Below are 20489 nucleotides of genomic sequence, written 5' to 3' on the forward strand. Positions count from 1 at the left end.
CAGGCCCACCCTCAGTGCGGTGCCCGGGGGATGGTCTTGAGCAGGTCTTCCGGGCTGATGTGCCCGACTACCTGTGCCACGGCACTGCCGGGTGTCGGCAGGTCGATGATGTGGCTCTTCATCTTGCCAACCACATGCATTTCGCATGGCTTGCAGTCGAACTTCAGGGTCAGCACTTCATCACCCTGGATCAGCTGCATCGGCGCCACCTTGGTGCGCACGCCGGTCACCCCCTTGGCTTGTTTGGGGCACAGGTTGAACGAGAAACGCAGGCAGTGCTTGGTGATCATCACCGGCACTTCACCATGCTCCTCGTGCGCTTCGTACGCCGCATCGATCAATTGCACGCCGTGGCGGTGGTAGAAGTCGCGGGCCTTTTGGTTGTACACGTTGGCCAGGAACGACAGGTGCGACTCCGGGTAAACCGGCGGCGGCGTGGTCTCGGCCTTGCGCCCGCCACGCGGGTGGGCCTTGATGCGCGCTTCGGTCAGCGCCTCGATGGCTTCGCGGCGCAGGGCCTTGAGCTGCGAGTTGGGGATGAAGTAAGCCTGCGGTGCGTCCAGCACGATGGCGTTGGCGTGGTACATCGTGGTACCCAACTGGCCGAGCAGGTCGTGCAACTGGTCCAGGGCCTGCTGGGGCTTGTTGGCTACGCCGAACGGGCCATCCAGAGCGACCTGCACATTGACGCCTTCCTCACTGCAAACACCCAGCATCAGGCGCTGCTCGGTGAGCACGGCGTGCCACTCCACACCGACACGGCGCTCGGCCGAGGTGCGCTGCAGGGCCTGCTGCCAGTTGTGGTCCAGGTTGCGCGACAGCGGGTGATTGGGCCGCAACTTATGCAGGCCTTCAGGCATCTCGTTGGGTTCGACCCGGTAGCGGTAGCGCTTGTGGCCGTCTTCTTCGAACTCGCCACGCGGCTCAGCGATGTTGGCTCGGAACCCCACCACTTCACGCTTGACCAGCACATTGAGGCCATCGCCGTTGGTCAGCGGTACTTCGGTGACCACCTGCAGGTCGCGCTTGCCGACTTTTTCCACCACACCTACCGGCAGGCCGGTGAAAGTGGGTGAGTCGAAGGCGCCGATATCCACCTTGCGGTCGGTGACGAAGTAGTCGGTGCTGCCGCGGTGGAAGGTCTTGTCGGGATCGGGGACGAAGAAGTGCTCGGTGCGGCCGCTGGAGGCACGGGCCAGGTCCGGGCGGTCTTCGAGAATGGCGTCGAGCTCTTTGCGGTAATGGGCGGTGATGTTCTTCACATAGCCCATGTCCTTGTAGCGGCCCTCGATCTTGAACGAGCGCACCCCGGCATCGACCAGGTCGCGCAGGTTGGCGGTCTGGTTGTTGTCCTTCATCGACAGCAGGTGCTTCTCGAACGCCACCACGCGGCCCTGGTCGTCCTTGAGGGTGTACGGCAGGCGGCAGGCCTGCGAGCAGTCGCCACGGTTGGCGCTGCGGCCGGTCTGGGCGTGGGAAATGTTGCACTGGCCGGAGAAGGCCACGCACAGCGCGCCGTGAATGAAGAACTCGATGGCTGCATCGGTCTCGGCGGCGATGGCGCGGATCTGCTGCAGGTTCAGTTCACGGGCCAGTACCAGCTGGGAGAAGCCGGCCTGGTCGAGGAACTTGGCCCGCTCCAGGGTGCGGATGTCGGTCTGGGTGCTGGCATGCAGCTCGATCGGCGGGATGTCCAGTTCCATCACCCCCAGGTCCTGCACGATCAGTGCATCGACGCCGGCATCGTACAGCTGATGAATAAGCTTGCGCGCCGGTTCCAGCTCGTTGTCGTGCAGGATGGTGTTGATGGTGGTGAACACGCGGGCGTGGTAACGCCGGGCGAACGCCACCAGCTCGGCGATTTCGCCGACTTCGTTGCAGGCGTTGTGGCGCGCGCCAAAGCTCGGGCCACCGATGTAGATGGCGTCAGCGCCGTGCAGGATCGCTTCACGGGCGATGGCCACGTCACGGGCAGGGCTGAGCAGTTCCAGGTGATTCTTTGGAAGGGACATGTCGTTATAGGTTCGGGCTGTCACGGTAGGGCGGCATTGTAGCGGGGAAATGGGCCAGTGGCATGCTCTGCCTGCCCGGAGGTGCTTGGCCGGTACTGCGTGCTGCTTGGGTTGGGGCCGCTTTGCAGCCCCTGGCGGTGGTACCGGCTGTGTCAGCCCTTGGCGGCCATGGCGGTCACTTCCACACGCATTTGCGGGTACGCCAGCGCCGCCACGCCCACGGCAGCACGCACCGGCCACGGCTTGCTGAAGAACTGCTGGTACACCTCGTTGAAAGCGGCGCGGTCGGCCATGTCGGTGAGGTAGATGGTCAGGTGCATGACCCGGTCCATGCCGCTGCCGGCCTTTTCCAGGGCCTCTTTGAGGGCCTGCAGGGTGCTTTCGCTCTGCTGCACGATATCGCCGTCCAGATCAGCAGGAATCTGGGTGGTGACCAGCACGCCGTTGAACTCGGCGACGTCGGAAGAAATGGATTCGGCATCGGAGTCGGGGGTGAAGATGATGTCGGTCATGAAGTGTTTGCCTTGCGACGGAAGGAAAGCCGCAAGCCTACGCGAGCACGGCGCAGGGGTCGAGCCACAGGGCGCCGCTTGGCCCATGCGCATTGTAATACCGCGCCACGGCGGTCAGAATCGCGCCGATTGTTGAGCAAGGGGCTTGAGTTGAACGAACAGACATTGTCCATGCGCCTGGAACGCGTGGCGGCGCATGTGCCGCAAGGCGCGCGCCTGGCCGATATCGGCTCGGACCACGGCTACCTGCCGGTGGCCTTGGCGCTGCGTGGCACGATCGAAGCGGCCGTGGCCGGGGAAGTGGCGCATACGCCTTATGCGTCGGCCCAGCGCAATGTGCGCCGCAACGGCCTTGAGCAACGCATCACCATTCGCCTGGCCGATGGCCTGGAGGCGATCCAGGCGCAGGACCGCATCTCGGCGGTCAGTATCTGCGGCATGGGTGGCGACACCATGTGCGAAATCCTGGAGCGGGGCAAGGCACGCCTGAGCGGCGGCGAGCGTTTGATCCTGCAGCCCAACGGCGGTGAGCGCGAGCTACGGGCCTGGCTGATGGCCAACGGGTATCGGATCGTCTGCGAAGAGGTGTTGCGTGAAAACCGCTTCGATTACGAGATCATCGTTGCCGAGCCGGGCGCAGCGGTGGTCTACAGTGCCGAAGAGTTGTATTTCGGGCCGGTGCTGATGCGCGAGAAAAGCCCAGCGTTCGTCACCAAGTGGCAACGCATGCTGCGTCAGAAGCAGCAGACCCTGGCCAACTTCGAACGCGCCCGGGATGCGATCGCGCCACACAAGCTGCAGGACTTTGCCAGGCAGGTTGGCTGGATCACCCAGGTGCTGGCCTGATTCATTGCTGCGAGCAGTTACCCATTTCCCGGTAGTTGACCTCGTGGGTCTGGCCCTGATGGTCGACGTAGACCATGTGCGCGGTGCCCACCTGGCAATCGGCAATGTTGCTGGCCGGGGAGATCGAGACGACTTTGGCGACATCCAGCGGCATGCCGTATTCGTAGTTGGCGCTGTCGCTGGCGGCAGGTTGGGCGGCGGCCGGGGCGGCCAAGGCACCGAACGAAGCAAAGACGGCAGAGAAGGCAAGCAACGCGATCGAGCGTTTGATGTTCATGGAAAGCTCCTTCATCAATGTTTAACCCATGATGTATTGTTTTGCTGTGCACAATAAATGGGCTAAATCGTGATAGATTCCTGCCTTTAGTGTACGAATAAGCACGAACCAAGGAGACCAGCCCCATGGACATGCTGCACGCCATGCGTACCTTCACCCGGGTAGTGGAGTGCGGCAGCTTCGCCGCCGCGGCCAACGCCCTGGACATTTCTGCCGCCCAGGTGTCGCGGATCGTCGCCGAGCTGGAAAACCAGCTGCAGACCCGCCTGCTGCACCGCACCACCCGGCGCCTGCGCATGAGTGAGGCCGGCGAGCGGTTTCTGGAACGCTCGCGGCAGATCATGCTGTTGACCGAGGAGGCGGTGGGCGAAGCGCGTGGCGCGCACCTGACCCCCCGTGGCAGGCTGCGCCTGCATTGCCCGCACGGCCTTGGCCTGTTGCTGATGCCGCTGGTGGCCGGCTACAACGCCCTATGCCCGGAGGTGGTGGTGGAGCTGACCCTGTCCCAGCGCAACCCCGACCCGCTGGTCGAAGGCCACGACGTGGTGATCACCCTGAACGAGGCGCTGCCCGACTCGCAGCTGATCGCTGTGCCGCTGGGCACGGTGTTCAGTATCCCTTGCGCCGCGCCGAGTTACCTGGATGCCCATGGCGTTCCCGAGCGGCCCGAAGACCTGCATGAGCACCGGTGCCTGCGTATGGCGTACCCGATGTATGAAGGCGACTGGGTATTCCCGGAGGGGTTGGACCATTGCGTGATATCGCCGCGCGACGGCTTCATGACCAACGTCGCCGACGCGATGCTGGTGGCCAGTGAACTGGGCATGGGCATCGGGCTATTGCCGTTCTACACCGCCAGCCAGGCGATCGAGCAGGGGCGCTTGCGGCGGCTGCTGGCGCCTTACCGTCTGCGCGAGTGTGCGCTGTATGCCATGTACCCTTCGCGGCACTACCTGGATGCCAAGGTGCGGACCTGGATCGACTATCTCAAGGAGCAGCTGCCGGCGCTGTTTGCGGGGCATGAACAGATTGTCGATGACACCCAGTACTGGCGTTGAATCAGATCCGGGGCTCTCGCGGAAAAGGTGGCAGTAAACACCGACCCCTATTGGACCATGTGCCAATTTTTGCCCGGCATTGGTGCAAAGTTGGCGTCCAGAGGGCATGGCTACCTACCTAATCATTAGCTTGCATACGAGTTGGCGCAGTGCTTGCTGTCACTTTGCCATTGTGGTGTCGCGTATGGTGAAGATAATGTCGCTTTCAAGTGGTTCCATGCAGTTGTCATCGGGTGAGCAGCGTTGGCTGCCGTGGTTCGGAAAAACCGGCAAGCTCAGCATGGGCTGGTCATGCGGGCTCAACCGAGCGATGTATCCGGTCATCGAACAGACTTTCGAAGCCATGGCCCAGACGCGCGTGCAATTGTTGCAAAGCTGGGCGCGAGAACAGTGGGAGCACCTGGCCGAACTCGCTGAGAACCTTGCCCCGTCATTGGCTCACGCCGACTGCACTGTTTTACTGGACAAGCTCGCCCAGGCGAACGATTTCTCGGAACTCTTCGTCGTCGATACCGATGGCAGGGTTGTGCTGTCGAGCTGGGCGCAACGAAGCAATGGCCAACCCATCGCACAGCGTGGCGCGTTGGCCCAAGGGCTGAAAGCGCCGTTCCTGCACGGCCCGTATGTCGATCCGCTGACCTTGCAGATCGGCCCTTCTTCATCGCGGTTTCACGATGAAGTCACGTTGATGTTCTACCAACCGCTCAAAGCCCAAGGGAAGGTTTACGGTTGCCTCTGCGGCCGGGTGCCCAACGATGTGGTGGGCGACCTGATCCAGCGCGAAGCCGGGCATATCTATGCCGAGTCCGGTGACAATTACCTGTTCATGGCGCAATCGCATTTCGACCCTGCTATCGCACCGGGTACCGCCCTGTCGCGCTCACGTTTCGAGGATGGCACCTTCACCCACGGGGAGAACCTCAAGAGTGGGGTGCATACGGCGTGGAGCACCGTACAGGTCCAGCGCCACACAGAGCTCGAACTGCGGTTTACCGACCCTGCCACCGGCGAGCTTCATCCCGGTGTTCGGGAAACCATCCGCCAGGGCGCCAACCTGTTCGTGACTTACCCTGGCTATTCGGACTATCGCCATGTGCCCGTGGTGGGCAAAGGCGTCACTTTCCAGGTGCCGGGCTCGCCGGACCGGTGGGGCATGATGTGCGAAGCCGATCTGGAGGAGGTCTATCGGCGCCGCTCGCTCAGCTACGGGTTGATGAAGCCCTACATCGCCATCATGGCGGGCGTGTTTGGTTGCAACTTTCTGGTGCAACACTACGCGGGCTTCGGGCAAGGCATCGCCGATGCGTTGCTGGCGCTGGCCATGCTGGCTGCCACGCTGCTGTTCAGTGCAGTGGGGCCAAGGCGGCTGGCTGCCAGGTTCAATGGCATGACCGATGTGCTGCGTACCATCGCCGAGGGTGAGGGCAACCTGCGCCAACGGCTGGATACCACGACCATGGCCAATGACGAAAGTGGCGACATGGCGCGCTGGATCAACAGTTTCATCGACCGCTTGGACTCGGTGGTAGGCCAGGTGGTCAAGGCCAGCCGCACGGTGGGCGCCACCAACCAGATGATGCTGGGCCGCAGCCACGAAGCGAGCGTCACCTCCACCGAGGTGGCCGAGGCGGTGCACCAGATGATGATCATCATGGAGGAGCAACTGGGCGAGCTGCAGCAGGCCTCGGTCAGCGCAGAGCAGATGAAGCAGGCCATGGACGAGGTGGTCAGCCGTGCCCGCGAGCAGTACCTGGCGGTGCAGGCGGGCACCCAGTCGATTCGGGATGTGGTAGCGCGCTCGTCTTCCAGTGTGCAACTGCTCGACAGCCGGATGGCGCAGATCAGCAACATCAGCGGGCTGATCAGCGACATCACCAACCAGATCAACCTGCTGGCCCTCAATGCCGCCATCGAGGCCGCCCGCGCGGGCGAGCATGGCCGAGGTTTCGCGGTGGTGGCCGATGAAGTGCGCAGCCTGGCGGCGCGCACGGCGCGCGCGGCCGACGACATCCGGCACATGGTCACCGGGCTGCAGAGCGAAACCGGGCAAGCCGTCAGCTTCATGGAGCAGGGCGTACAGAACGTCGATGACAGCCTGCGCCTGGCCGAGGACGCTTCATCGGAGAACGTCCAGCTGCACCAGGCGGTAGAGAGCATGTTCCTGATCATCCAGCAGCTCAACCAGCGCAGCCTGGCTTATGGCAAGACCATTGAGCAGGTCAACCAGTCTTCCAGCGAAATGCGCCAGACGGCGGTGGTCCTGCAAAGCAGCGCTGAGACGGTGAAGGCCAATGCCAGCAAGCTGCAGAAACTGGTCGGGCAGTTCGAGGTCAGCAGCGACACCAGGCCGGCCGCGGCGGCTTGAGGGCCACTGGGACGTTCCGGTTTCACCGCATCTGGCCGCCGTACGTTATCATCCGCGGCCACGACCGGAGCAGCCCATGGCCAAAGACATCGATAACCCTTGCGTCTCGCTTTGCCAGCTCAACAGCGAACTGTGCGTAAGCTGTGGCCGAACACGTGATGAAATCCGCAAGTGGCGCGGCATGAAACGCCCGGAGAAGATGGCCACCGTGCAGCGCGCTGCGACGCGGATGAAGGCCATCGTCAAGAAAAACGCCAAGCGCCAGGGCAACGAGTGATTCACCCCAGCGCCCAGGGCCAGAATACATCCCAAGATGTTGCCTGCCTGATCAACCCTTTGTACCGAGTGGCACCATGAACCGTCGCAAGAAAATCAAACAGTTGCTGCAAGCACACCAGAAAAAGGCCGCCGCCAAACTGGCACCGCGCAGCAAGCCTAAATACATTTGCAAGGCCGATCGGTTGAAGCTGGCAGCTGAAGCCGCTACCGAGTGCCCGCCAACTCTTTGCCCGGAGCGTGATGCCGTATGTTGAAGTCGCTATTGGCCATTGGCGTCGGTGCCATGGTCGGTGCCTGGCTACGCTGGGGGCTGGGCGTCAAGCTCAATGCACTTTTCCCCGCCGTGCCGCCCGGTACGCTGCTGGCCAACCTCATTGGTGGCTACATCATTGGCTTGTCCATCGCCTTCTTCTCTGCATCGCCGTCGCTCAGCCCCGAATGGCGCCTGCTGCTGATCACCGGGTTTTGTGGCGGCTTGACCACGTTCTCCACTTTTTCCGCAGAGGTCGTGTCGCTTATTCAGGAGGGGCGTATTTCATGGGCCCTGGGCTCCATCGCTGTGCATGTCACGGGTTCTTTGTTGATGACTGCAGCAGGCCTTGCGACGTTCTACTTCTTCAGCGGGCGCTAAAAATCGGAGTAAAGCTGCTGCGGTTCCATTAGCATTGGGCGCTTGTCTGCTGCCTTTCAGGCACGATGAGCCCACCCTTGTCTTTTGAAACCGACGCTGCCCTCAATGACTGCCTTCTACCTCAAGTTCCTGATCACCCCGACCCTCATGCTGGCCATCTCACTGGCGGCCAGGCGCTGGGGCACGCAGATCGGTGGGCTGCTCTCCGGGTTGCCAGTCACCTCGGCATTGGTCATGTTGTTCCTCAGCCTTGAACAGGGCCCGGGTTTTGCCTTGCAGGCGGTGCCTGGCGCATTGGCAGGGGTGGCTGCGGTACAGGCAACCTATCTGTTCTACTTCCTGGTGACACGGCGTGTGTCCGCCTTCACCGGTTGCATCACGGCCCTGGCGGTTTACGCCTGTACCGCCTTTATGATGAGCCGCTTGGGTGGGGTGGCATTGTCCGTCGGCGTGACGTTGGTCCTGCTTACACTGATCATCATCCTCAGCTCGAACAACACGCAGACCGGCGTCGCCAAGGTTGTGCCATTGCCGCGCTGGGTGATTCCCATGCGCATGCTCACGGCAACCCTGCTGTTGCTGGCGATCACTGCCAGTGCCCAATGGCTGGGGCCGGTAGCCAGCGGCCTGCTGGCACCCATCCCGGTGATCGCCTGGCCGCTGGCGGTGTTCGCCCATGTTCAGGGCGGCCATCAGGAACTGGGGGCGATCGTGCGTGGCAATGCCATCGGCGCTGTAGGGGTGCTGGGCTTCTACCTGGCGGTGAAAAGCTCGATCGAGCCGTTGGGTACGGTGCCGTCCATTACGGGTGCAGTCGTGCTGGCCGTGGTGGCAACGTTCGTGCTGGCAAAAATGCTCGGCAAACGCTGAGGGGAGGGCAGGCGTAGGGTTTCAAAGCCCTGCCCACAGGCCCTGCAGCATCTGCCAGCGCATTTCAGGCCTTCTGCTTTGCAGTTTTTGCTTCACGCGGCGCGCTGCTCACCCTTGAGCATCTTTTTATGCGCTTGCATGGCTTGGCCCATTTCTTCCAGCAGGTCTTTGCTCAACAGCTTTTTCGCAGTGGGAAACAACTCGTCTTCCTCTTCTTCGATATGGTGCTCGAGCAACTCTTTCATCACTTTGACCCGGCCAGCGAATTCGAGCGTGCCGGTTTCGGTGTGCAGCAGGTCGGGCAACACCAGCGCGTCGACGGTGCGGTGTTCCTCTTTCGCCTCGTAATACATTTTCGCTTCCTCCTTGCCCCCGGCCTGTTTGATGGCTGGGTAAAGGATCTCCTCTTCCAGTGCGGTATGGATCTGCAACTCCTGTTCGATCCGGTGCAGGAGTTCGGCACGCTTTTTCACGGCGCGTTCGGTGGTCGAAGACAGTTCGTCCAGCAGCTTCTTAACCAGCTTGTGGTCCTGGATCAGCAGATCGATAGCGTTCATGTTGCACCTCATCACGGTTGGGGAATCAAGGCCTTGGGATCAAAGAATGGGTTTGCCGCCAGTCACGGCATAGCGCGCGCCGGAGATGTAGCTGGCCTCATCGGAGCCCAGCAGGACGTAAACCGGGGCCACCTCGACCGGTTGGCCCGGCCGGCCCATCGGATAGGCTGACCCAAAGTTCTTCACCGCCTCATCGGGCATGGTGGCAGGGATCAGTGGGGTCCAGATCGGGCCTGGTGCCACACTGTTGACCCGCACGCCTTTGTCTCCCAGCAACTGGGCCAGCCCGGCGGTGAAGTTGGCGATGGCACCTTTGGTAGTGGCATAGGCCAGCAACTGGGGTGACGGGTCATCGGAATTGACCGAACTGGTGTTGATGATCGAGCTGCCTTTGGGCATCGACGGGAGCGCCCGCTGGCAAATGCGGAATATGGCCGTGATGTTCACGTCGAACGTCATGACCCATTCGTCATCGTCGATGTCATCGAGGTTTTCGTGCGCCATCTGAAACGCGGCGTTATTGACCAGGATGTCGATACGACCGAACTGCTCCACGGTCTTGTCAACGATGTCGTAGCAGTGCTGTTTATGGGCCAGGTCCCCAGGCAGCAGGAGGCAGCGCCGGCCAGCAGCCTGGACCCACTGGGCGGTTTCCTGCGCATCGTCGTGCTCATCGAGATAAGCGAGGGCAATGTCCGCGCCTTCGCGGGCGTAGGCGATGGCGACTGCACGGCCGATCCCGCTGTCGGCGCCGGTGATCAGCGCTATCTTGCCGGTGAGCCGACCGCTGCCGGTGTAGGTGTGCTCTCCGCAGTCCGGGGTGGGCTCCATCTTGCGCTGTGAACCCGGAACGCTTTGCGGTTGTGAGGGAAACGGAGGGGTGGGGTAGTCACGCATGGTGCAAGCTCCTGCAGTTGGAAAGCGCATACCTGTTCGAAAGATGCCCCAAGGGTTTGTTGAGCGCGATCGCGCATTGGACCGACGAGCGGTTGGGTCGGCATCGTGACTGAATTTTCATTGCCCACCCGGTTCTACCGCTCAAGCGCCTACCGCCATCCGGGGTATGGCTCAGCCAGTGCCAGGAGTCGCCACGTGCCGCGAATCATCACCCCTACCACCCCTGAACACGAGATCGATGCACACAATGCGAGGATGTTTGGTTCGCCGAAGGAGCGGCTGGACTTCTACCGCAGGGAAATCCAGTACGAAACCACCATCCTGGCCAACCGCACCGATGCCTATCTGGCCGCTCAGTCATTCCTGGTCATCGCTTTCGTGTCGTCCATGGGCAACCTCAACCAGAGCTGGGGGGAGATGTTCACCCTCCTGGTGCCTGCCTTTCTGGCCTTGCTGGGCGTGATGAGTACGCTCAATGCCTGGCCAGGCATTCGCGCGGCATATCGCATCATCGATCACTGGCAGGTCAAGCAAAGCAACCTGCTGCTCAGTGAGCCCATGATGGGCTTGGCCTACGATGAATCGCCGCTGTTCTGCGAGGCGGAAACCTCCCGTGCAGGGCACCGCAAGTCACTGCTCTTTTCGCTGCGTACGCCTTGGCTTTTTCTCGGTTTCTGGCTGTTGCTGGGCAGTTACTCGATTTATATCCAGCTGGCATGATCAGATTCACTGCTGGGAGTTGCACCAAAGCGATAAGCGGTGGTACACCAGATCCGATGTAGCCTACAGCCGCTTCTGCAGGGGCTAACCTTAGAACGGCATTTCTCAGCGCCCTGGAAGACTATTGATGCAGCAGCTGCCCCCTGATGAGACCATCCGTGCCGCCCTCAGGAGATCCCAAGCCCGGCTGCAAAGGCAGCATGAGCTGGTGGTCGAGTACGCGGTCATGTCGCTTAAATCCACCAACCTGGATGATTTGCTGGACCAGGCTTGCGCATTGGTCGCAAAAGGCATGCAAACCCGATTCGCCAAGATCCTCATGCCCATTCCCGATACTGACCGGTTCCTGCTGACGCATGGGGTAGGGTGGGATGAAGCCGATATCGGCCACGCCACCGTGGGCGCCGACGAGGCCAGCCCTGCCGGGTTTGCCATCCAGACCTACCGGCCTGTGATTTCCAATCATCTGGGCCAGGAACAGCGCTTCAGAACGCCGGATTTGCTGAAAAAGTACGGTATCGAGCGTGCCATCAACGTGCCTATCAGGGGCGCATTGCTGCCTTTTGGGGTACTTGAGGCGGACAGTAGCGATGGTGAAGACTTCATTGAAAGCGATCTGGTCTTCCTTGAAGGTATCTCCAACGTCATCTCCATGGCGGTAGAGCGGCTGACCGCAGGGGCTGACGCTCAGTTGGTCGACCCCTATTCGGAAAGCATGCTCAACGCCAGCCCGGACTGTGTGAACGTGCTGTCCAGCAGCGGTGACATCGAGTTCATGAACGAGGCCGGGCTGGCGTTGATGCACATCGACGACCTGGCGCAGGTCAAAGGCCAGCCATGGTTGCAGCTTTGGCTTGACGATTCGCGCCCGGCGGTGCAGGAGGCTTTGGAAAAGGTCGCCAGAGGCGAGTCGACCCGCTTCGAAGGGGTCTGCCCTACTGGCCAGCAAGTGCTCAAATGGTGGGACGTCACGGTCGCCCCGGTCCTGGGCGTCGATGGCCAGCTGGAAAAGATCATTGCCGTATCCAGAGACATCACCGAACGGCACTATTACGAGGCGCAGTTGCTGTCGCTGATCGATTCTCAGAATTCCAGGCTCAACAAGACCGACCTGCATCTCGAAGAAATCCATCACCGCGTCAAGAACAGCCTGCACCTGGTCAATACGCTGCTGCTGTTGCAAGCGAACCTGACGCCGGATGCCGCGGTAAAGCTGCAGCTGGAGACGGCAGCGGGGCGGGTCTTGACCATTGCCAGCGTGCACGAACGGCTCTATCAGACGGCCGACCAGGAGGTACTTGCCTGCGACTACCTCAGCGCCTTGCTCGGTGACCTGGGAAGGGCGCTGGCCGACCGCAAGATCGTCCTTGACGCTGACCCGTTCACCCTGTTGCCGGCAAGGATGGCACCGCTGGGGCTGGTCATTTCAGAACTGATCACCAACGCCCTGAAGTACGGCAAAGGCACCATCGAAGTCAGTGTGCGCGATGCCGGTGACCACGCCTTGATCACGGTGACCGACGAGGGTGATGGTTTTCCTGCTACTTATCCCAAACCGAGTGGGACGGGCCTTGGAATGCGGCTTGTCAGAAGTTACTCAGGCTATGGGAGCTCGGCGATCTCGATCGATGCCTACAAAGGCAAAAGCACCATCCACGTTCGCTTCAAACTTTGACGGCCAAGCGCGCCCGGCGTCATGTCTGGAATGCACTGATACCCGTGAATCGAGCGCCGCCTGTGCGGCGCCCGATCCCCTGAGCCCCGCCTGCTGCTACAGCACTTTGTCCAGCGTTATCGGAAACGCTCTGACGCGCTTGCCGGTGGCATGGTAAACGGCATTGGCAACCGCCGCCGCGACCCCCACGATACCGATCTCGCCCACCCCCTTGGAGCCAAGCTCATTGACGATGTCGTCATCCTCCTCAACGAACATCACCTCGATATCAGCGATATCGGCGTGCACCGGGATGTGGTATTCGGCCAGGTTGTGGTTGAGGATGCGCCCGAGCTGATGATCGGTTTGGGTCGCTTCCTGCAACGCCATGCCCAAGCCCCAGACCACGCCCCCGAGGATCTGGCTACGGGCGGTTTTCGGGTTGACCACACGCCCGGCGGCCACTGCGCTGACCACCCGGGTGACCTTGATCGTACCCAGGGCCTCGTCCACCTGTACCTCTACGAAGACGGCCGAATGGGTAGCGGTCGAGAACGGCGTGCGTCCGGCACCAGGCTCGGCGTCGATCTGCACCTGCAGCTCGCCGTCCCTGGCCGTTGCGGCGATGCTGGCGATGGCGATACGGTGTTCCCCCGCTTGCAGGTAGCCTTGCGCGAAGGCCACATTCTCTACCGGTATTGCAGCTATTTCGGGGAAATTCTGCCGTGCGAGTTCCAGGACCTTGGTGCGCAGGGTCTGGCAGGCCTGCTGCACCGCCGAACCCACTGAGGACACCGTGAACGAACCACCCTGCAACGGCGCGGGCGGCAGTGAGGAGTCGCCCAGCAGGAAGGTTACGTCCTGTGGCAAGACCCCGGCAGCGTCCGCAGCAATCTGGGTCATCACGGTATAGGTGCCGGTGCCTATGTCGGTGGTAGCGCTACTGACGGTCAAATGCCCGCGGCTGTCGAAGCAGGCCCTGGCGCTGGCCTTCATCTGCAACGCTTCCCAGACCCCACCTGCCACGCCCCAGCCGATCAATTGCTGGCCCTGGCGCATGCTGCGTGGCTTTGTAGTGCGTTTGCCCCAGCCGAAGCGCGCGGCGCCCTGGTCATAACAGGCCAACAGCTCTTTGCTGGAATAGGGTTTGCCGTCGTTGCCATTGTGGCTGGCGAAGTTGCGGCGACGCAGTTCGAGGGGGTCAAGGTTCGCGGCACATGCCAACTCATCCATCGCGCACTCCAACGCCAGCACGCCGGACGCGGCACCCGGCGCACGCATGTCCAGCGGGGTGTAGACGTCCAGCGGCGCAAGGCGATAACTGAGCGCAACGTTGTCGCAGTGGTAGAGCATGCCGCTCCATTCCACCAGGTGTTCGGTGAAGTCTTCGAAGCGCGAGGTCTGGCCGAGCGCGTCGTGGGCAATCGCCAGCAGCTTGCCATCGGCCGCCGCGCCCAGGCGCAGCCGTTGCTGGGTACGGGGGCGGTAGCCGAAGGTGAACATCTGTTGGCGTGTGAGGGTAAGGCGCACCGAACGTTTCAGGTGCAGGGCTGCCATCACGGCCAGCGGCAACTGGTATTGCGGCCGCAGCCCGGAGCCGAAGGCACCGCCGACAAAAGCGGCGAGCACCCTGATGTTCTGTTTGGGCAGGCCGAACACCTTGTGCAGGTAGTCCTGGCAGTTCTGCGTGCCTTGGGTCTTGTCATGAATTTCCAGGGTGTCCCCCGCTTTGTAGAAAACGGTCGACGCGTGGGGCTCCATCGGGTTGTGATGCTCGATGGGCGTGTCGTAGGTGGCATCGACCCGTACTGCGGCTTGAGCGTAATACCCAGCAAAATCACCGCGGGGCTCTGGCGTTTCAGCGGGTGCCGTGTGCGTCTGGTCGAGCACCGCGCCCAGGTCGGTCTGGTGCGGCTCTTCGCTGTAGTCGATGCGCACCAGGGCGCCGGCATGGCGTGCCAGTTCAAGGCTCTCGGCGACCACCAGTGCCAGCGGTTGCCCGCTGTACAGCACACGGTCGTTGAACAGCGGCCGGAACGGGGAGCCTTCGGCCGAGTCGGCATCACTGTAATCGTCGTCATAGCTGGAAATGCGTGGGCGATTGGCGTGGTGCAGCACCGCGACCACGCCGGGTAACTGCATTGCCTGGGTCGTGTCGATGGCGCGCACCCGGCCGCGGGCGATGGTGCTCGATACCACACTGGCGTGCAGCAGCCCCGCCTCGGGGTACTCACCGGCATACCGCGCTGTGCCAGTCACCTTGGCCACGCCATCCACTCGGTCCAGGGGTTTGCCCACCACGTTGGTCGTCTGGGTCATGGCGTTGTCCTCTGAATGCTGGCGCCACCAGCGGCTTCACTGAGCGCACGGACGATCGCGCGCTTGGCGAGTTCCACTTTGAATGCGTTGTGGCTCAGCGGTTGAGCCGCTTGTAGCCACGCTTGGGCTGCGCGGTCGAAGAGCGCCTCGGAAACCTTTTGCCCTTGCAGGGTCATTTCCACGGCCCGGTCTCGCCAAGGCTTGTGTGCCACGCCTCCCAGGGCCACTCGGGCGTCCCGGATCACTTCGCCATCAAGTTTCAGTGCGGCAGCGACGGACACCAGGGCAAATGCGTAGGAGGCACGGTCACGAATCTTCAGGTAGCGGGCGTGCTGCGCAAATTCAGGGGGCGGCAACTCGATCGCGGTGATCAGCTCATCGGCTGAGAGGTGGTTGTCGTGTTGTGGTGTGTCGCCCGGCAAACGGTGAAAGTCGGCAAAGGGTATCTGCCGCGTGCCCGCCCGGCCTTGCACGTGGACCACCGCATCGAGTGCTGCCAGTGCCACACACATGTCCGAAGGGTGGGTGGCGACGCAGGCATCGCTGGCGCCCAGGATGGCGTGGCTGCGATTGAGGCCCGAGCGGGCAGGGCACCCGCTGCCCGGCTCACGTTTGTTGCAGGGGGTGCCGGTGTCATAGAAGTAATAGCAGCGGGTGCGCTGCAGCAAGTTGCCCCCGGTGGTCGCCATGTTGCGCAACTGCGGCGATGCGCCGGCAAGGATCGCCTGGGACAGCAACGGGTAGTGCTGCTCGATCAAGGCATTCCAGGCCAGGTCGGCGTTGCTGACCAATGCGCCGATCAGCACCCCGCCGTTCGCAGTGGGCTCGATACCTTTCAAGTCCAGGGCAGTGATGTCGATCAGGCGCGCCGGGCGGACCACGTTTTCCTTCATCAGATCGACCAGGTTGGTGCCGCCGGCAATGAAACGGCTGGCGCCGTCCGCCAGGTTCACCGCTTCGCTGACAGAAGATGGCCTGTGGTAGCTGAAAGGGGTCATGGCTTCGGCCCTCCCTGCGGCTCGGCGGCAGCCTGCATCAGCGGCAATGCCTCTTCGACCGCCGCGATGATATTGCTGTAGGCGCCGCAGCGGCAGAGATTGCCGCTCATGTGTTCGCGGATGTCTTCACGGGTGACGGCGCGGCCTTCGTGGGCCAGCCCGACGGCAGAACAGATCTGGCCGGGTGTGCAATAGCCGCACTGGAAGGCGTCATGGGTAATGAAGGCGCGCTGCATGGGGTGCAGTTGCTCGCCTTGGGCCAGCCCCTCGACCGTGACCAGGTCGGCGCCGTCGCACATCACGGCAAGGGTCAGGCAGGCATTGACCCGCTTGCCGTCGCGCAGCACCGTGCAGGCGCCGCACTGGCCATGGTCACAGCCTTTCTTGCTGCCGATCAGGTCGAGTTGCTCACGCAGCAGATCGAGCAGGGTGGTCCAGGGTTGGACGTGCAGCGACGTGCGTGTGCCATTGAGTGTCAGGCTGATGGGATGCCCATCGACACCCTGTTGGGAGTTGGTGCTCATGGGAAAACCTCACGGTCAGGAATGCATTCGCGCAATCAAGTGCGTCTATTCCCTGCGACTGGAGGGTTTTGCCAAACGTTCAGGTTTTATTTGGGGCTCGCGGTCATGCGCCGTGCCGGCAGGCTAAGCCATCCATGGCAAACGGGCTCAACGGGCGACGGCTTGTTCTTCTGCCGAGGCGCCGAAGGACAGGTAGTACGCCAACCCCACGAAGATCGCGCCACCCACTGCGTTGCCAAGGAAGACTGCCGCCAGGTTGTGCACCAGCTGCCCCCAGCTCAGGTAACCGGCGAAGATCGCTGCCGGGATCAGGAACATGTTGGCTACCACGTGCTGGAAGCCGATGGCGACGAAGGCCATGATCGGAAACCAGATACCAAGCACCTTGCCGCTCATCTCACGGCTGGCGTAGGCCAGCCACACAGCCAGGCACACCAGCCAGTTGCAGCCGATGCCGGAAACGAAGGCATGGAGGAAATCGGCGCTGGCCTTGCTGGTTGCCGCGGCCAGCGTCTTGCTCAGGTAGGCACCTTCAGTGAGCCCAAGCAAGTGGCCAAAGCAGTAGGCCACGAACAGCGCGCCCAGCAGGTTTGCCACGGTCACCAGGCCCCAGTTGCGCGCGACGTCCACCAGGCGGATGCGCCGGGCGAACATCGCCAGGGGCAGGCTCATCATGTTGCCGGTGAGCAACTCGCCGCCGGCCAGGATGACCAGGATCAGCCCGATCGGGAATACCGCGGCGCCCAGCAAGTTGCCCAACGAGGCCCAGGGCGCAGGGATCATGGCGCTGACATGGATGTCCAGCAGAAACCCCATTGAAATGAAGGCCCCGGCCAGAAAGCCCAGGATGAGCGTGGCACGGGCGGGCATGTGGGCTTTGCGGGTGCCGGCTTCGATGACCAGCTCGGTGATGCGGGAGGGGGTATTGACGGACATTTCAGTAACTCGAACGCAAGGACGGCGGTCACGCCATGAGGCATGTTCGCGGTCGGGGGTTAACAGAGGGCGCAGGGCAGTCAGCGAGGTATTCAGCAGAAGGGCAACACAGACAAACTCGATCGACTTCGTGGAGCGGGGCACGTTATCTGAGGCAATTTGACGCAGTCAAATCGATAGACTGGATGGCTTGATAGAGGCACTCGATGATGGGGGAAATGTGGGCGCTGGCCTGATACCTGTCAGGGTTCGCAGCGCGTGCCGGCATCGAACCGGCCACCGTTGAAAACGTGGGGCTTGGGCTGTTGAGAAAACTCAGGAGGTAGTGCTGGGGGCCACGCTGCGGGAAACCCCCGAGGCCTCGATTGCACCGAAAATCAGCGGCGATAGTAGTGGTGATCGGCTTCGTAGCGGTGGTGCATGGCCCGCTCATGGCGGCGGTGCCACTCGCGGCGGCGTTCGGCTTCACGGCGCGCCTGCTCACGGCGCCACTGGTCGCGGCGCCATTGGTCACGACGCCAGTCGTCTCTGCGGTCGTGCCAGTGGCCGTCGCGCCGGTAACGGTCATCATGAGCCAGTAGCGCGCCGGGTTGGGCGGCCGCCATGCTCGCCAGGCTCGGCCAAGGGTTGTTGGCGGCCTCGTTGTACGCCTGAACAGGGGTAGCTTCGGTGGCAAGGCGCGGCGCGGGTGCCTTCGCCGGTGTTGCGCAGGCCGAGCCCATTGCCGCGAACGCGAACAGGCCCAGCAGCACTGTCCGTGGAACTTGGAATTTCATGAGCGAAGACAACCTCTGATGGACATCGGGACGTTGGGCCATGGCGTCGCGGGCAAACCCAGGGGCAGCCAGCGACGTTCATCTGCCTGTTCACATAGACCCGTAATCAAAAAAAAGTTCTGGAAAACCGTAACTTAGTCATCTGGGTTGCAACGCCGTGTGCTCGTCCAAGGGCGTCATCGGCCGCCAGCAACGGTATACTCCGTACCTTTGCCAGCGCCCCGGAGACAGCCATGCGGCAGGTTTTACTCATCATCGACGTACAGTCCACCTTCAGCCCGCCCGAGTGGCTGGTCGATGGTGTGCGTGCGCTGTCTGCGATGATCCCGACCATTGCCTCGGTGCAGTTGCACGATGAACAGGTCACGCCGTTCGAGCGGCAACTGGGCTGGCACCCGGCAGCAGAAGACGAGAGCCTGGTGGAGGCCGACAAGGTCTTTATCAAGCATGGTTACAGGCAGACTGCCGAGACCATCGAGTACATCAGGGCGCTAGGCGTGGAACGGGTATTGGTCTGCGGGTTGCAGACCGAGACGTGTGTGCTTGCCGCCGGCTTCGCGCTGTTCGACGCAGGGCTCATGCCGACGTTGATCACCGACCTGACAGTGGGGTCTTCCCTGGATCGCTCAGGGAAAATGGGCATCGCGTTGTGGAAGCACCACTTCGGTAACGTCATCACCCGGGCTCAGGTGCTGGCCGAACGGGGCGACTGAACACGGTCCAGGCTGGTCGCTGATCCACACGAGTGGGCGCGATGGATCAGCGCTGGCCATGCGCTTGAATGTTTCTGAATCGAGCATGGCGCTTACCTGGCCGACCTTGGCAAGCAGGTGGTCGGCGAAATCTGCGTTGATGATGCCGCTGTCTTCCACGGACACACCATGACCTTCGTGCTGGATCGCCAGATGGTAGTGGTTCACGCCGTGGTCGTTTTGGCTGCTGGCCAGCGTCACGATGCAGCTTGGGCCGAGCACCGTGGCCAGGCGTCGCTGCACCTGCTCTAGCAACGCGTGGGGTAATTGTTGTTGCAGCATGGAGGGATACCTGACAGGCGAGTTCTAGGGGGAGTCAGCTTAGGCAAACGGACTGTCAACTTGGGTTAAGCCGGGGTAAAAGCGTGTAAGACTCGCGCCCAGGGCACCACCCCGCTCCTGGCAAAGTCAGAAGGTCTGCCCCAACGAGAACTGGAATATCTGCGTCTCGGCGTTCTCCGGCTTCTTCACCGGCGTGGCAAGACTGAACGTCAGCGGCCCCATGGGGCTGTACCAAGTCACCCCGACGCCCAGTGACACCGCCAGTTGGTCCAGGCTCACGCTGCCGCAACCCTGGGTGGTGGACAGGTAGCAGGTGTCGGAAAACACGTTCCCAGCGTCCACGAAAACCGAGCTGCGCAGCTGCCGCTGGTCCTTGATGAAGGGCATCGGGAAGATGTACTCGGCGCCGCCGGTTATGAGGATGTTGCCGCCCAGTGCATCGGTGTCGCGGTCGGAGTAATAGGCCTGACCGGCACTTGCGTAAGTACCGGTGGACAACGTATTGCGTGGGCCCAGCGAGCCATCCTTGAAGCCGCGCACCGAGCCCTGGCCACCGGCTGTGTAGTTCTCATAGAACGGCAGGCCTTCGGTGGAGCCGTACCCATTGCCATAGCCCAGGCTGGTATGCAGGCGCAGCGTGGTGCGGTCACTCAGCGGCAGATAGGTCTGGCCGCTGTAGTCGAGCTTGTAGAACGACAGATCGCTGCCGGGCGTGGTGGCCATCAGCGTCAGGCTCTGAGAGTGGCCTCGGGTTGCCAGCACGCCTTTGTTCAAGGTCGACTCGGACCAGCCGATCGAAGCCTTCAGGTTGTTGAAGCTTTCGCCCTCGCGCTGGATGAAGTCATAGATCTCGTCGGCGCTGTAGGTGCCGGGTGAGATGTCGTCGTGTTGCAGGGTGAGGCCGTAGGTCAGGCGCGATGTTTCGCTGATCGGGTAGCCCAGGCTGACGCCCGCGCCATAGCTGTTGATGGCGTAGTAGGAAACCCCGTCATCGTAGTAATCGCTGTAGTCGGTGCTGCTGTAGAACAGGTTGGAGCCCAGGCTTACGCCATCGTCGGTGAAGTACGGGTTGGTGAAGCCGAAGTTGTACTTGGTCTGGTATTCCGAGCGGGTCAAACCGATGGAAACCTTGTTACCCGTACCGAGGAAGTTGGTCTGGCTGATCGAACCGCCCAGGATCAGGCCGGCGCTCTGGGCGAAGCCCACGCTGGCAGTGATCGAGCC

22 protein-coding genes are annotated in these 20489 nt (G+C 62.2%); 10 read left to right on the forward strand and 12 right to left on the reverse strand.

Going from position 1 to position 20489, the window contains the following annotated elements:
* Window positions 1-11: 11 nt before the first annotated feature.
* Window positions 12-2012 carry a U32 family peptidase gene (locus ACIPZH_RS25030; RefSeq protein ID WP_400638226.1) on the reverse strand — a complete coding sequence of 667 codons (2001 nt, stop codon included), beginning with the start codon at window positions 2010-2012 and terminating at the stop codon, window positions 12-14.
* Window positions 2013-2164: 152 nt separating this feature from the next.
* On the reverse strand, window positions 2165-2524 hold the full coding sequence (locus ACIPZH_RS25035; protein WP_400638227.1) for a RidA family protein: 360 nt from the start codon (window positions 2522-2524) through the stop codon (window positions 2165-2167).
* A gap of 150 nt (window positions 2525-2674) precedes the next feature.
* Between ACIPZH_RS25035 and ACIPZH_RS25040 the strand changes: the two genes are divergently transcribed.
* A complete protein-coding gene (locus ACIPZH_RS25040) occupies window positions 2675-3370 on the forward strand; it encodes a tRNA (adenine(22)-N(1))-methyltransferase (protein WP_400638228.1) in 696 nt (231 codons plus the stop codon).
* Window position 3371: 1 nt separating this feature from the next.
* Here ACIPZH_RS25040 and ACIPZH_RS25045 read toward each other — a convergent pair whose 3' ends face one another.
* Window positions 3372-3641, reverse strand: coding sequence for a DUF2790 domain-containing protein (locus ACIPZH_RS25045; RefSeq protein ID WP_400638249.1), 270 nt, complete (start codon window positions 3639-3641; stop codon window positions 3372-3374).
* A 131-nt stretch (window positions 3642-3772) separates the two neighbouring features.
* Between ACIPZH_RS25045 and ACIPZH_RS25050 the strand changes: the two genes are divergently transcribed.
* The 6 genes from ACIPZH_RS25050 (at window position 3773) to ACIPZH_RS25075 (ending at window position 8850) form a co-directional block, all read left to right on the forward strand.
* Entirely contained in the window at window positions 3773-4705 is a 933-nt protein-coding gene (locus ACIPZH_RS25050; RefSeq protein WP_267816321.1) for a LysR family transcriptional regulator, read from the forward strand.
* A 1714-nt stretch (window positions 4706-6419) separates the two neighbouring features.
* On the forward strand, window positions 6420-7070 hold the full coding sequence (locus tag ACIPZH_RS25055) for a methyl-accepting chemotaxis protein (RefSeq protein ID WP_400638251.1): 651 nt from the start codon (window positions 6420-6422) through the stop codon (window positions 7068-7070).
* A gap of 76 nt (window positions 7071-7146) precedes the next feature.
* Window positions 7147-7347 carry a DUF1289 domain-containing protein gene (locus ACIPZH_RS25060; RefSeq protein ID WP_241803610.1) on the forward strand — a complete coding sequence of 67 codons (201 nt, stop codon included), beginning with the start codon at window positions 7147-7149 and terminating at the stop codon, window positions 7345-7347.
* A 76-nt stretch (window positions 7348-7423) separates the two neighbouring features.
* On the forward strand, window positions 7424-7603 hold the full coding sequence (locus ACIPZH_RS25065; RefSeq protein WP_241803609.1) for a DUF2986 domain-containing protein: 180 nt from the start codon (window positions 7424-7426) through the stop codon (window positions 7601-7603).
* On the forward strand, window positions 7597-7980 hold the full coding sequence (gene crcB, locus ACIPZH_RS25070) for a fluoride efflux transporter CrcB (protein ID WP_267816315.1): 384 nt from the start codon (window positions 7597-7599) through the stop codon (window positions 7978-7980). The genes ACIPZH_RS25065 and crcB overlap by 7 nt, the downstream gene beginning before the upstream one ends.
* Window positions 7981-8085: 105 nt before the next feature.
* Window positions 8086-8850 (forward strand): hypothetical protein, encoded by a 765-nt coding sequence (locus tag ACIPZH_RS25075; protein WP_400638230.1) that lies wholly within the window; start codon window positions 8086-8088, stop codon window positions 8848-8850.
* Between the two features lie 92 nt (window positions 8851-8942).
* Here the strand turns inward: ACIPZH_RS25075 and ACIPZH_RS25080 are convergent, their stop codons facing one another.
* Window positions 8943-9407 carry a hemerythrin domain-containing protein gene (locus tag ACIPZH_RS25080; protein ID WP_241803606.1) on the reverse strand — a complete coding sequence of 155 codons (465 nt, stop codon included), beginning with the start codon at window positions 9405-9407 and terminating at the stop codon, window positions 8943-8945.
* Between the two features lie 39 nt (window positions 9408-9446).
* Window positions 9447-10304, reverse strand: coding sequence for an SDR family oxidoreductase (locus tag ACIPZH_RS25085; protein WP_400638231.1), 858 nt, complete (start codon window positions 10302-10304; stop codon window positions 9447-9449).
* Between the two features lie 195 nt (window positions 10305-10499).
* Here ACIPZH_RS25085 and ACIPZH_RS25090 point away from each other — a divergent pair, with 195 nt between their 5' ends.
* Together ACIPZH_RS25090 and ACIPZH_RS25095 are read left to right on the forward strand one after the other, a co-directional pair.
* Entirely contained in the window at window positions 10500-11024 is a 525-nt protein-coding gene (locus ACIPZH_RS25090; RefSeq protein ID WP_241803604.1) for a hypothetical protein, read from the forward strand.
* A 127-nt stretch (window positions 11025-11151) separates the two neighbouring features.
* On the forward strand, window positions 11152-12699 hold the full coding sequence (locus ACIPZH_RS25095; protein ID WP_400638233.1) for a sensor histidine kinase: 1548 nt from the start codon (window positions 11152-11154) through the stop codon (window positions 12697-12699).
* A 96-nt stretch (window positions 12700-12795) separates the two neighbouring features.
* On the opposite strand, the gene ACIPZH_RS25100 is transcribed toward ACIPZH_RS25095, so the two are convergent.
* The 5 genes from ACIPZH_RS25100 to ACIPZH_RS25120 form a co-directional block, all read right to left on the reverse strand.
* On the reverse strand, window positions 12796-14997 hold the full coding sequence (locus ACIPZH_RS25100; RefSeq protein ID WP_400638235.1) for a xanthine dehydrogenase family protein molybdopterin-binding subunit: 2202 nt from the start codon (window positions 14995-14997) through the stop codon (window positions 12796-12798).
* Window positions 14994-15995 carry an FAD binding domain-containing protein gene (locus ACIPZH_RS25105; protein ID WP_400638236.1) on the reverse strand — a complete coding sequence of 334 codons (1002 nt, stop codon included), beginning with the start codon at window positions 15993-15995 and terminating at the stop codon, window positions 14994-14996. Before ACIPZH_RS25105 ends, ACIPZH_RS25100 begins: the two co-directional genes overlap by 4 nt.
* Window positions 15992-16519, reverse strand: coding sequence for a (2Fe-2S)-binding protein (locus tag ACIPZH_RS25110; protein ID WP_400638238.1), 528 nt, complete (start codon window positions 16517-16519; stop codon window positions 15992-15994). The genes ACIPZH_RS25105 and ACIPZH_RS25110 overlap by 4 nt, the downstream gene beginning before the upstream one ends.
* Before the next feature lie 147 nt (window positions 16520-16666).
* Window positions 16667-17455 carry a formate/nitrite transporter family protein gene (locus ACIPZH_RS25115; protein ID WP_241803599.1) on the reverse strand — a complete coding sequence of 263 codons (789 nt, stop codon included), beginning with the start codon at window positions 17453-17455 and terminating at the stop codon, window positions 16667-16669.
* Between the two features lie 377 nt (window positions 17456-17832).
* Entirely contained in the window at window positions 17833-18231 is a 399-nt protein-coding gene (locus tag ACIPZH_RS25120) for a hypothetical protein (RefSeq protein WP_400638240.1), read from the reverse strand.
* 233 nt (window positions 18232-18464) lie between these two features.
* Between ACIPZH_RS25120 and ACIPZH_RS25125 the strand changes: the two genes are divergently transcribed.
* Window positions 18465-18944, forward strand: a complete 480-nt coding sequence (locus ACIPZH_RS25125; RefSeq protein WP_400638241.1) for an isochorismatase family protein — start codon at window positions 18465-18467, stop codon at window positions 18942-18944.
* On the opposite strand, the gene ACIPZH_RS25130 is transcribed toward ACIPZH_RS25125, so the two are convergent.
* The gene (locus tag ACIPZH_RS25130) at window positions 18858-19265 is read right to left on the reverse strand and encodes a hypothetical protein (RefSeq protein WP_400638243.1); all 408 of its coding nucleotides are present in this window, start codon (window positions 19263-19265) and stop codon (window positions 18858-18860) included. The two genes, ACIPZH_RS25125 and ACIPZH_RS25130, sit on opposite strands and share 87 nt — an antisense overlap.
* Window positions 19266-19391: 126 nt before the next feature.
* On the reverse strand, window positions 19392-20489 hold a 1098-nt coding region (bamA, locus tag ACIPZH_RS25135), incomplete at its 5' end, for an outer membrane protein assembly factor BamA (RefSeq protein WP_400638245.1).

The sequence above is a fragment of the Pseudomonas sp. NPDC089758 genome, from assembly GCF_044748705.1.
Lineage (GTDB): Bacteria > Pseudomonadota > Gammaproteobacteria > Pseudomonadales > Pseudomonadaceae > Aquipseudomonas > Aquipseudomonas putida_X.